The 13,056-nt window shown below is 36.6% G+C and carries 7 protein-coding genes; all 7 read left to right on the forward strand.

The window, feature by feature from the left end:
- Positions 1 to 106 precede the first annotated feature (106 nt).
- The gene (locus AC13EX_RS06580; protein WP_482892043.1) at positions 107 to 838 is read left to right on the forward strand and encodes a carbohydrate-binding family 9-like protein; all 732 of its coding nucleotides are present in this window, start codon (positions 107 to 109) and stop codon (positions 836 to 838) included.
- A gap of 274 nt (positions 839 to 1,112) precedes the next feature.
- Positions 1,113 to 2,348, forward strand: coding sequence for a hypothetical protein (locus AC13EX_RS06585; protein ID WP_482892044.1), 1,236 nt, complete (start codon positions 1,113 to 1,115; stop codon positions 2,346 to 2,348).
- On the forward strand, positions 2,345 to 3,307 hold the full coding sequence (locus tag AC13EX_RS06590) for an IPT/TIG domain-containing protein (protein ID WP_482892045.1): 963 nt from the start codon (positions 2,345 to 2,347) through the stop codon (positions 3,305 to 3,307). The genes AC13EX_RS06585 and AC13EX_RS06590 overlap by 4 nt, the downstream gene beginning before the upstream one ends.
- A 376-nt stretch (positions 3,308 to 3,683) precedes the next feature.
- Positions 3,684 to 5,261, forward strand: a complete 1,578-nt coding sequence (locus AC13EX_RS06595; protein WP_482892046.1) for an SGNH/GDSL hydrolase family protein — start codon at positions 3,684 to 3,686, stop codon at positions 5,259 to 5,261.
- A 136-nt stretch (positions 5,262 to 5,397) separates the two neighbouring features.
- Positions 5,398 to 5,781, forward strand: a complete 384-nt coding sequence (locus AC13EX_RS06600; RefSeq protein WP_482892047.1) for a hypothetical protein — start codon at positions 5,398 to 5,400, stop codon at positions 5,779 to 5,781.
- A gap of 970 nt (positions 5,782 to 6,751) precedes the next feature.
- Entirely contained in the window at positions 6,752 to 9,403 is a 2,652-nt protein-coding gene (locus tag AC13EX_RS06605) for a PAS domain S-box protein (RefSeq protein ID WP_482892048.1), read from the forward strand.
- Between the two features lie 1,472 nt (positions 9,404 to 10,875).
- Positions 10,876 to 13,056, forward strand: a 2,181-nt coding sequence (locus AC13EX_RS06610) for a right-handed parallel beta-helix repeat-containing protein (RefSeq protein WP_482892049.1), incomplete at its 3' end; no start/stop codon positions are given.

Below are 13,056 nucleotides of genomic sequence, written 5' to 3' on the forward strand. Positions count from 1 at the left end.
CGGTCCTTGATAGAACGTTTCTAATTACTTGGATATTAGCGTTGTTCCTCCCTCAGGGTTACTTATAAAAAAATAGTAAAAATTGTCATACATCATTTATCAACAAATGCCACTAAAATATTTACTAATACCTGCCACATTTGCCCTATTCACACACTGTGCTGAAAAATCTACATCTGATTATACAATTGAAGCTTCTTTTGCCTCCACCGCTCCTGAGATTGATGGTAAAGCGAACGATCCCATTTGGCAGCAGGCCAAACCAATACGCCTGAAAAATAATCGTACTGGAAAGGAAGTCCAGGAATCAGCGCTACAGACACATGTCAAGGCATCCTACGATGACAAAAACTTGTACTTCTTGTTTGAATGCAAGGATCCCGATATTTGGACAGAATTCACCCAGCGAGACGAATACTTATGGAAAGAAGAAGTCGTTGAGGTTTTCATTGACGTAGATGATGAGCCTGAAACCTATGTGGAAATAGAAGTCTCTCCTGCCAATATCCTATTCGACAGTTATATTGTCGATCCTGAAAATATTGATGTGCCAGCAACAGCTAAATTCAACTTGCCAGGTATTCGAACAGGTGTAACTGTACAAGGTACGCTTAACAAGCGTGAAGACAAAGACAACGGCTGGACCGTAGAAATGGCTATTCCCTTTGAAGATTTAGCCAATGCAACTACTGAGAGAGTAGGTCCTGAGACTGAAATTAGGCTTAACTTTTTTCGATTGGATAAAAACCAGGGCAAAGAATTTGCCTCTTATGCTTGGTCCCCCACGGGGAAAAGCTTCCATAAACCATCTGTTTTTGGGAAACTTGTATTTAAGTAGCGCCGCTTTGGTAAGCTCCAAACAAGGAAGCTTTTCTACTATTAGATTTAACACACAAAAAGTTAGGCTACATTTTTTTACAGTAAATATTTACGAACATTAGATTAATTTTCATCCTTTTCTTTATGTTTGTAATCTAAGTACTTTTACGTTCACACAATTTTGTGCTGTTTTTCAACAAAGTGCCATGCAATTTTTACGGAAATAACTTAATCATTTATTACACATTAAAATTCCATTTTCCTTTTTTAAAAGTTTAATTTTTTTTTGAATTATGAGAATAACAAGACTACTGGCTGCAGCAATTTGCTGTTTTTTCGCTACCACCCACCTGGTTTTTAGTCAGGATGTAAGCCAGGACTACATCATCAATCAAGAAGGGCATAAAATATATGGTACGATCAAAAAATCATTTGATTTTAACACGATCACATATATCCCTTTCGTTTCGAATGAAGGAGTAAAAACAAAGTATTATGCCGATGACATTCAAGGGTTTGGCTTATCAAATGGTAGAAAGTTCATGAGTAGATATATACCAGATAAGGAAGAAGATGGAATGGTATTTTTTCAAATTATTATAAAAGGAAAGGTTAACCTTTTGAGCTATAAAAATCAATATTATATAGAAAATGAAGACTATTTTTTGGAGTTACATATGGTTTCTGAAAAAAAAGATCTACAAGGAAATTTGATACGGGCCAAAGACAGAGAGTACATGGGATATTTAAGTTACATGCTTTTTGGGCCATGTGGTAATAGACTTCAGGAGAAGATTGCTTCAACAAATCTATCTGAACATGAATTGATATCTACATTTAAACTTTACTATGATTGTGAACATGAACCCTACGAACTGAATGTAAAAAACTTACCTTTTGTGAGAGCCTCCATTATCGCAGGTGCTGGTATTTCCTTTACACAATCCAACCTTACAGAAGACTCCTTTGATGAAATCCCTCATGTATTTGACTCCCAATACACCCCATATATTAACCTTGGAGTAAAGCTGGATCATTGGAGAAGGTTGCCTCGTTTTGCTTTTGACACAGGCATAGGTTATACAAAAAGGGATGGTGTAATTAATATGGAATTGTTCAAACCAAACCAGAGATATTCCGCTACTGAAGAATACTCCAGATCAAGTTTTATTGTACCCATATTCATCAATTATCTAGCTTACAGGTCCAAAAACAACGAGTTCTATCTTGGTGCAGGAGCTGTTATTAGGACCAATACATTGGAGAGCAAGTTTAGTATAGTGGACCATAAAATCACCTATGAGCCGGTTACAGTAAGGCTCTATGAAGAATCCGTTTTAACTTACTCATCCTCCAAATTGTCTCCTGCAATAAAACTAGGTATTAACTTTTTGTACAACCGACGTTTCGGCATTGTATCTGAATTTCAATTGGAGCATATCTCAAAGGAATATACGATTGATTTAAGTAGTCGTCAATCTTTTTACAATTCCCTTGTCGCATCTTACATGATAGGTTTTAGGTTATGAAAAGACATTTAATTTTTATTGGACTGTTGTTGGTAATCTCCCTTTTAAGTGCCTGTGAACAGGAGGAATTGTCACCAAGGACAAACCCCAGATTTAGTGCGACTTCTATTCAAAGTATTGATGAAACGGGGGTAGAATTTGTCTGCAATATCTATGATTTTGGTAGCGAGGAGATTATTGAATACGGCTTCCTTTATAGCTTAAATGACTATCCTATTATGGAAAATTCTGAGGTTATTTCGCAGGTAGGCAAACCTGAAAGTCAATTTTCCTTGAAAGTCGAACAATCTTTAATCAAAGGAGTAAACTATGCTGTGGTTGCATTCATTCAAACCAGCACTGAAAGGGTATATTCAAAACCCATTGGATTTGTAAGTCAGGGGGCGCCGGGTTTTACTTTTGAAAAGTTTGAATATAAAACACCTGTTTTTTATGGTGACACCATCACTGTAAAAGGAAATAGGCTAAGTAAACTCACTGAAAAGTACGCGGTGACATTTCAGAACCAAGTAGCCAAAGTTATCAATATTGAGGAAAGTTCATTCAAATTTATTGTCCCAGAATTTTACGATTTCAACACAAGCGGAAATGGCCCTGACTACTTTGATATTACCCTTCAGGTTTTGGATAAAACGATTTCAATGAATGTAAACATTCCCTTTCATTTAGCTGAATTCGAAAAAAAAGATACTCAATTAATCGATTATGGAGGCAGTGTTGAAATACACGGTAACTATTTAAAAGATGCTAATCTTAAAATTGTCACCAGCGATGCTATTCTGGAGAGCATTCATTGGACCAATGTCACCATTGAATTTGCCGGAAACGATAAGATAGTATTTAAACCCAGGACCTCTTATTCCGAAACCAACCAGTACCTGACCCTTGAAATTCGTGGCAAGTTATACTCTTTAGGCAACGAAGTTTTTGAATTTAACCATCCAAATTCAACTCCTTGATTAAAAACTGAATGCCGATACCGGCATTATTTAAACACTTAAAGCACTTGTTTATAAACACAAAACCAATGTACCTCACAGTATATCCAAGCCTTCCCTGCCCTTTTGTTCAGTAAATCAGGACCTCAATTAACCATCAAATGTCACCTAACAAGAGCTATAATCCGGGATAAAAAGGAGATGTTAAATTGAAAATCCGCTACTTTTAATAAAATCTAAAACCATTGGGCTATTTATTGAGGCAAAAGCCTTAAATTAAATAATAGTTCGTCAATGGCCTGAATACCCCACTTAATGCACACAACGTCTTGTTGGCAGCAGACTAGAATTTCAGGGCATAATAGTTATCATTGAATAAGTAAAAAATTAACCCCCAATGAAATTAAGCATTCTATCAATCCTTTTCTTGTTTGTTACAAACGCATTTGCTCAAAACGATCCCGCATGGGACAATACCCAGATTGAAAACTGGCCGGAGGAATGTACGAGAATAATGATTCCTTCTACTTTAGATGGAGAAAATCAAGCCGCAATTTTTTACGCTGCAAAGCAAAAAAATAGACCTTTGATTGTCAGCCTACATACATGGAGCGCGAATTACGAACAGGAAGACGTACTGGTTAATGAGAGCATAATAAAGGATTACAACTACATTCATCCTGATTTTAGAGGGCCAAACAAAAATTTTAAAGCTTGTGGTAGTGAATATGTAATTCAGGACATCGAAGATGCCATAGCCTATGCGATAGAAAATGGCAATGCAGACCCTAACAATATTCATGTAATCGGCACAAGCGGAGGCGGATATGCCACCTTGCTTACCTATATGAACACCAATTATCCTGTAAAGACCTTTTCGGCTTGGGTACCCTTGTCGGATTTGAAAAAGTGGTTTTACGAGTCAGAAGGTAGAGGAAACAAGTATTCAATTGACATTGCCGCCTCAACGGTAAAGGAGGAAGACTTTGATAGAGAAAACTATTATTTAGGTGAGGAAGAGGCTGAAAAACGTTCTCCTATTTACATGAAAACACCTATAGAAAAACGCAAAAACAGCAAACTCTATATTTATGCTGGGATTCATGATGGATATACCGGATCAGTACCAATTACGCAATCTCTGAATTTCTACAATAAGGTAGTTGCGGATTATGATGCATTGGAGAAGAAGGCAATCATTCCTCAGGAAGACATTATAGAAATGCTTGCTTCTAGGAATTTTGTAGCCACTGATAAAGACAGCATTGCTGACAGGTTAATCCATTATCAAAAATCTTACAAGGATTTAATTAAACTTACCATTTTTGAAGGCACTCATGAATGCCTTACAAGTGTGGCTTTAGATCAGGTGGATACAGACAAGGTATTGGTAATTGGAGACTCAAATGGCGCCAAAGAAAATGGCTGGGTGGATCAATTGAAGAAAACCTACTTTGAAGATTTTATTTACAACACCAGCATCTCCGGAAACACCATTGGATTTAATAATAATGACCAGAAAAAGCTCAATACATTACTTAATGTGGATCGGTACATGAATGAGGCAGATCAAAACCTACATGGTTTGGACAAGGTTGTGATTATGCTTGGGACCAATGATTGTAAAGCAGTATTTGCACCGAGAAAAGAAGAGATCCCAGCAAAAATGGCCACATTATTACAGAAGGTAAAAACTCATCCTGTATATGTCAAATACAAACCAGAAATTTATGTGATTTCCCCACCACCCTGTGGAGAAGATGCCATTATGAAAGAAAAATACCATGGATCTTCCGAAAGAGTAAAATGGTTGGTTCCTGAACTTAAAAGGGTGGCTGAATTGAATGGTAGTAAATACATTGACATTCATACCCCTTTGGCTCCTCAGTGGGCCTCTTTAGCCAAAGATGGCATTCATCCTGAAAAACTCGGTCAGATGATGATGTCGAAATTGATAGCCGAGCAAATGAATTAAACCCTGAAAAGTCTATTTTACTTCTTGGCGCTTTTGGTCAAAAATCGTATAAACAAAAGGAAAGCTTTATTTTTCTTTCACCTTATTCGCTAGTTAATTAACTAGTTAAATCCAAAAAATTGGTAAGGTTAAAGAAATGGACAGTAAACTTTTAATAGCCACAATCACTGAGGATATTAAAGAAAGCTGTCAACCAATTATGGCATTAGGCATAGCCAGTGATATATGTACTGGTGTGGTGGATAATTTGGCTGAGAACTCCATTATTTTTAAAAAACATGATTTGGATGGTGCTTATGTAGCACCGTTGCAGTGGTACGGAAAATCAATCATTTATCCGAAGGGAGGAGAGGCAGACTCTACTGTATTGGACCCTCACAAATGGTTGTATAGTCCATTGGAAGCGGGTTGTACATTGGTGAAGAATCCTCAGCATTTAATTGACACCTATAGTTCTCATCCTGGATACTACGTTTTCGGCAAGGATGAAGAAGAAAAAATGCAAAATTTCTGTGAATAGGTACTTCAAAACTCCGGTGGATTTAGGGCTTTAAAAGTTTGGTTAGCCTTTCAACCCGAAATATGCAATAGACAATCTTTTACGTGCTGAAATCGCTTCAAAATACCCAATCGTTGCTGTTTTCAATTCCACCATAGCGGTGCTATGCTAAAATCCTCAAACGACCTGATTTTCTTGCGATTGCAACACTTCCCGTAAACACGGGACAGGCTTCACCCCTGACAGTCAGGACGGAGAAATCCTATTACATAATCCGGGTTCAACAAGCCAGTCGAAGTGGTTATGAAAAACTCATCGGTGAAGACATAGAGTTTTCAGCAGCTTTATTCGAGCAGGTTGACAAACACCCTGAACTTGAGGCTGTTTGCCAAAACTTAAGCATTACTGCATTTCGATATATTCCATTAAACACGAATGAAAATAACCTTTACTTAAATACACTTAATGAAGAATTATTGAATAGCTTACAGGCTGGTGGAGAAGTTTTTTTGTCAAATGCAATTGTCAATAAAAACTACTGCTTAAGAGCTTGCATTGTCAATTTTAGAACTTCCTTAAATGACATTAAAGAAATCATTAAAATAATAATTAAAGAGGCAAGAAAAACGCACCTTAAGCTAATCAACCAAAAGAAATAATTGGTCTCCAAACAATATATTAATTCAAAATCTACCTGAACCAAGTCTACGGAAAGCATACTGAGTTAAACCAACTCTTTTAGCTACTAAGCGATATTATTTACAATTAATCTGAATTCAATATTTATTATTTTGCACCCAATAAATTATAATCCCCTAGGATGCAATTGGCTTATTAAAAATTGAAAACCAGACATTTAAGATAACATTTTAGTGTTTAATCTGTTTCACTAGAGTACACTGCTTGGATTTAATCGACCTACGCTGCACGATTTACAATGTCGCTTCGTTTTTTTTTATAAATTGTATAAGTAATTGATCACCTTTAAACTATGGAAAAATCCAGCAAATTAATAGGCTTAAAAGCCGCTAACGATATTCCAGCGTTAGCGGCCTATTGGGATAAAAATGAGATTTGTCGATTTGCCAACTCCACCTATTTAGATTGGTACGGGAAATCTCAGGAGGAGATGATTAATAAAATGTCCAAGAAGGAATTGTTAGGAGAGAAATACAAGGAACATTCCCACTATATTAAAGAAGTGCTTAAAGGCAACCTACAAAGTTTTGATCTTGAGATAAGTACACCTAAAGGAGAGTTACGGCATTCGCATGCTACCTATACACCAGATATAGAAAACGGAAAAGTAATTGGTTTTACAGCCCACATTACAAATATAACAACCAGAAAAAATCTAGAAGCTTCTTATATAAAGTCTGAGAAGTTATTAAAAAACTTGTTGGAATCCGCCCCAGATGCTATTGTGATAGTCGATAGCAAAGGAACAATCCAAATCGTCAATCATCAAGCAGAAAATATATTTGGCTACACAAAACCCGAGATGATCGGTAAGGAGATTGAATTGTTAATTCCAGGGGGACATAAATCAAAACACAAAACCCATATTAAAAAATACTTTGATTCGGCCTCTTTCAGAAAAATGGGGGATGGAATAAAATTATATGGTAAACGAAAGAATGGTGAAAAGTTTCGTGTTGAAGTAAGTCTAAGTCCTACCCAAACAGATGATGGAATTCTGGTAATGGCCGCAGTGAGGGACATTACAGACCGGGTAAGAATGGAAACAGAACTGGAAGAAAGCTATAAACGTAACAGTATATTTATCCAGCAAGCACCTAATGCCATAGCCATGTTTGACATGGATATGCGTTATATGGCTGCTTCCCAAAAATGGATTGAAGATTATAATTTAAAAGGGAGAGAAATCATAGGTCATTCCCACTATGAAATATTTCCTGAAATTGGAGATGAGTGGAAGCAGAAACACCAACGCTGTCTAAGGGGAGAAATTAACCAATGCGCTGAGGCTCCTTTCGACCGAGCTGATGGTACTCGGCAGTGGCTAAAATGGGACATACGTCCTTGGTATAAATCAGAAGGGGTAATTGGTGGGCTTTTAATGTACACCGCCGACATAACAGATTTAAAAGAAAAAGACCAAGAGAAAACGCGAATAGAAGAGATATTGGAAAGAACCAATTCAGTAGCACGAATAGGAACATGGGAATTACAATTAAATGAAGGAAAGTTATTCTGGAGCAAAATTACTCGAGAAATACATGAAGTCTCAGAGGATTTTGAGCCTGATTTAACTACTGCTATTAATTTTTATAAAGAAGGGTATAATAGGGACACTATAACCAAACTAGTTACAGACTCTATTTCTAATAACACATCCTATGATGCTGAAATAGAACTAATAACCGCTAAAGGAAATGAGACTTGGGTGCGTGTCATAGGTCAGTCGGAGTTTGTCGATGGTAAATGCAAGCGCCATTATGGCGTCTTCCACGACATCACTCCTATAAAAAAAACAGAATTAAAAATAAACCGGGTAAACAATGAATTGAGGGCAATCCTAAACTCCGCCTCGGTAGCCATCATCGGAACTGACAAGGAAGGCCTGATTACTCATTTCAATAAAGGGGCAGAGCAAATGCTTCAGTATTCCAGATCGGAACTGGTGGAAAAACATACACCCGCAATTTTTCACGTTAAAGAAGAAATAATAAAACGTGGAGAGGAGTTATCAGCTCAAATGGGTTTTGAGGTTAAAGGTTCTGATGTATTTGTACAAAGCACTGTCCTCAAAGAGAGAGACACCCGTGAGTGGACCTATGTCCGAAAAGATGGAACAAAACTTATCGTACTCTTGGTATTGACAACAATCAAGGATCACTTGGGGAATTTATTTGGTTATCTGGGAATTGCTACCGACATCACCGAACGTGTAGAATATCAACAAAAACTAAAAGTAGCCAAGGAAAACCTCGAGGTACTGACCGAAAAACTTACTTCTCAGAACATACAACTTGCTAATTTTGCTCATATCACCTCACATAACTTAAGAGCACCTGTAAGCAATCTAAACGCTCTTCTACAATTCTATCATTCTAGTGAAGATCAGGAGATGAAAGAAGAAATCATTGATAATTTCGAGGTAGTTAGTAATCACCTGACTCAGACCCTCAACACGCTAGTAGAGCTATTAAAAATTCAGGACGAAGGGACTAAGAAACTGGAAATTTTGTATTTCGATGAAATATTTGAAAAGACCAAGGAGATGTTAGTAGGCCATATTATGGAGTCAAACGGTCAAGTGACGGCTGATTTTTCGAAAGCTCCCAAAATCACCTACAACAGGGTGTTTTTAGAAAGTATTTTTCTAAACTTAATGGGCAATGCCATCAAGTATCGTTCTCCGGACAGACCTCCGGTTATTAAATTAGAAACAGACCTTAAGTACAACCGCATTGTATTTACTATTTCCGACAATGGCCTAGGCATTGACTTAAAGAGTCATAGCAAAGAGTTATTTGGCCTTCACAAAACTTTCCACAAGCATGCAGAATCCAAAGGCATAGGCTTGTTTCTCACAAAGAAACACATCGAAGCCATGGGAGGCATTATTACTGCTAGAAGTGAGGTTGACAAAGGAACCACTTTTACCATTGAGTTTTGAAAAGCAATAAATCTCTAAAAGCTATTTCTTCAAAGATTCTCAATTAGCAAACAGTCCTTTAACCCGAAATATGCAATAGACATTCTATTACGTGCTGATACCGCTTCAAAATCAGCCACTTCGTTGCTGTTTTCAATTTCACCATAGCGGTGCTATGCTAAAATATCCAACCGATTTTCTAGCGATTGCAACACTTCCCGTAAACACGGGACAGGCTTCACCCCAGACTATTGTCAGGACGGAGAAATCCTATTACATAATCCGGGTTTAACTTATACCATATATATGGAGGTAATAATCGTTTTAAAGGACTTCCCACCCACAAAAGTAAATACGGCCATTACAATACAAACAGTAAGCTTGGAGATTATGATATAGCTCCGCTAGGGTAGATTTTAATCCCCAAGTTATTGACTGAGTATACAACGATTTCAGAAAGGAAAATAATTGCCATTACCCATCTCTAGCTGTAATAAGCTAAAACATCCCCTCTGTATCCAACAGGATCCTTTTAGAATTGATTTTTCCTTCAATACTATTAAAAAAGACCTCATCAAAGTAATTTTTCTAAAATCCAAAGCCTGGTCTTTTTCAGCCCCTACTGGCGCTACTATTTATTGGCTTTCAATTAGCATGAAACCACACTACTTAGTAATATAGGAAGAAATCAATCTCCACTTTACCTACATTTTGATGTCCTCTATAAGGAGAATAGTTTATTATGTTTTGTACAATAGCTTTGCTTCACCTGAGATTTCACTAATAAAGTAAAAGCTAATCCCACTTCTGTGTATTCCTATCCTTTATTACAAGCCATAGGACAAATTGCTATTAAACCTTCACTTAGCATAAGTTGGACTTTCCTTTTTGTATTGGCTTAAGCCAACTCCATTAATAGCCCTATAGTTTAATGCCTTTCTTGCCTAAAACGCACATCAAAAAAACCCTTAATAAAAAAATAAACTCGCTAAAAAAAGGGCTTTTTACAAGAAATCCCCGTCATTAACTTCTCTTTTTCAACCTTTTACCAACCTACACCTCCTCCCCCAAGCCTCAGTAGGAATTGAAAACTTCCTTCTAAACCAACCATTTATGTATAATTATTTGAAAAAATAAAAAATAATTAAAAAAAATTTTATCGATTTTTTTTTAGACCAGCAACAAAATTCAGAATCTCAAAAGCAAAATTCAATTTACCTATTGGAATTATTCAATATTCTGATTTCCCCTCCAAGAACTCACGCAATTCAAAAGTTTGTTTTTAAGAATTTTATACTGTTAATTATTGAAATGAGATTCATATTTAGAATTTCATTTTGATATATATGAAAATCAAAAAACAAGATTCTTTTAATTCAAATACCGTTTTCAGACTTCATAAATCAAAAATAGTAGGACAAAATTAACAACCACCTGAAATATAAGATGGGTCCTAAAAAAAGAAAAGATTACAAACTTTAAAATACAATACCATGAAAGCGTTATTTTTCTCCTTTTCCATTCTAATTCTTTTGACATTGTCCATTACCCAAGGACATGCTACTAATTATTATGTATCCCAGAAATCTGGAAATGATTCAAGGTCTTTAGCGGAAGCTCAAAACCCTAGTACTCCATGGAAATCTATTGATAAAATCAATTCCCTATTCAATTACCTTAAGCCAGGAGATGCCATTTTATTCAATAGAGGAGAAACTTTTTATGGTACACTACATATAAGCGCTTCAGGTTCTGCTAGCTCTCCTATCAAAGTAGGGGCTTACGGTTCAGGAGCCAAGCCTATAATTACTTCTTTGAAAACTGTGAGTGGCTGGAGATCTATAGGCAATGGAATTTATGAAAGCACCTCCTCCATCAAGACCAATACAGTTCAGGTGGTTTTGATCAATGGAGAAATTCATGAAATGGGAAGATACCCAAACAGTGATATTGCTAATGAAGGGTATTTAAAAATTGAAAACACAAGTGGCAACTACCTCCTTTCAAGTAGCGAATTAGGCGGATCACCTAACTGGAATGGTGGAGAGGTAGTCATCAAAAAGAACCAATGGATAATTGATACCCATCAAATCTCTTCCCATAGCGGAGGTCAAGTCAAATTCAACGGAAACATAAGTTCCTATCCTGTAGAAAAAGACTTTGGCTTTTTCATTCAAAACCACATCAAAACGCTTGATACCTTTGGAGAATGGTATTTCAACCCTACTACTAAAAAAATTAACATCTACTTCGGTAACAAAAACCCTTCCTCTATGAAAATAGAGGTTAGTACACTAGATAACTTGTTGATCAAAGATTATAGAGACACTAACATTACCATTGAAAACTTACAGTTTAGGGGTGTCAACTCAGATGCTATCAAACTAGAAGGAGGAAGAAACATTAAGATTCTTGATTCTGAAATCAACTTCTCTGGAGAGAACGGTATATTAGCTTTAAGTGTAGTGGATTTGTTAATCGAAAGAAACAGTTTCAATAACACCTATAACAATGGCATGTATTTAAGGTATGGCAATGACAACGCTATCATCAGAAACAATGAAATAAGAAAAACGGCTTTGATCGCCGGAAGAACCCAAAACCAAGATGCTGCAGGAATCGGTGTTTTTGCTTATGGAGAGAACGTATTGGTTCAAAACAACGCCATCATCAATTCAGGATTCAACGGTATACAGTTTAATGGTAACTATTCTATCGTTAAAAACAATTACATAGACACCTTCTGCCAAATCAAAGGCGATGGTGGTGGAATTTATACCTTCGGGGGTGTTAAATACCAAGGTTATAAAGGAAGAAAAATTGAAGGTAACATCGTGGTTAACAGTATTGGAAGTAAAGGTGGTATTCCTGACAAAGGGGTTAACTACAGGCCATTGGCAGAGGGGATCTTCCTTGACGATCACTCAAACAACATAGAAATAACTGGAAACACCATCGGCAACACTGAAAACTCAGGTTTGAAAATGTCGAATGTGAATAATATTATTGTTACAAACAATACTTTTTACAACTCCAATTCTTCCATTACACTGGGGAACAACGTCATAGGAGAAGACACAAGAACTGTAAAAATTTCTGACAACCAATTCTTTGTAAAAAACGCTAACCAAAAATCTTACTTGGTCACCTCTCATAAAGACGATGTCAAAATAATGGCTGAATTCGATAAAAATTATTTTTTCAGACCTCTTGGTGATGAGTTTAGCATACAGAGTCAATATGTAAGAAATGGGGAAAAAGTAGCTGCCATAGACAACCTGGAACAATGGACTGCCAAGTTCGGTAAAGACAAAAACTCTGTAAGTAATACTGTAGAAATTTCCACTTATACCATTACAAAGAAAATTGGCTCTAGTCTTTATGCCAATTCTTCTTTCGATCAAAATGTGAGTGGGGTTTACTGTAGCAATTGCAAACAACAGTGGGAGTCAAATAGTAAGACAAATGGTGGAGCACTTAAAGTTAGCGGTTCTGGATCCAGTGCAGTTAAAATAGTCTTGGGAGGATTGAAAAAGGACAAAACTTACTTATTAAAATTCAATGCCTTGGCTAATAAAGTGGGAAACATTTCGACTTACTTAAGGTACACCGGTAGCCCTTGGGAAAAATTATCTGCCATGACCACGTTGGAAGTAAATACCAGCCTTGATGGT

Source organism: Cyclobacterium sp. L-R (genome assembly GCF_056859355.1).

Excerpts from the sequence above, each read along its gene's own strand:
- AC13EX_RS06595 (WP_482892046.1), top strand. The coding sequence starts at position 3,684 with ATGAAATTAAGCATTCTATCAATCCTTTTCTTGTTTGTTACAAACGCA.
- AC13EX_RS06605 (WP_482892048.1), top strand. The coding sequence starts at position 6,752 with ATGGAAAAATCCAGCAAATTAATAGGCTTAAAAGCCGCTAACGATATT.
- AC13EX_RS06600 (WP_482892047.1), top strand. The coding sequence starts at position 5,398 with ATGGACAGTAAACTTTTAATAGCCACAATCACTGAGGATATTAAAGAA.
- AC13EX_RS06590 (WP_482892045.1), top strand. The coding sequence starts at position 2,345 with ATGAAAAGACATTTAATTTTTATTGGACTGTTGTTGGTAATCTCCCTT.
- AC13EX_RS06585 (WP_482892044.1), top strand. The coding sequence starts at position 1,113 with ATGAGAATAACAAGACTACTGGCTGCAGCAATTTGCTGTTTTTTCGCT.
- AC13EX_RS06580 (WP_482892043.1), top strand. The coding sequence starts at position 107 with ATGCCACTAAAATATTTACTAATACCTGCCACATTTGCCCTATTCACA.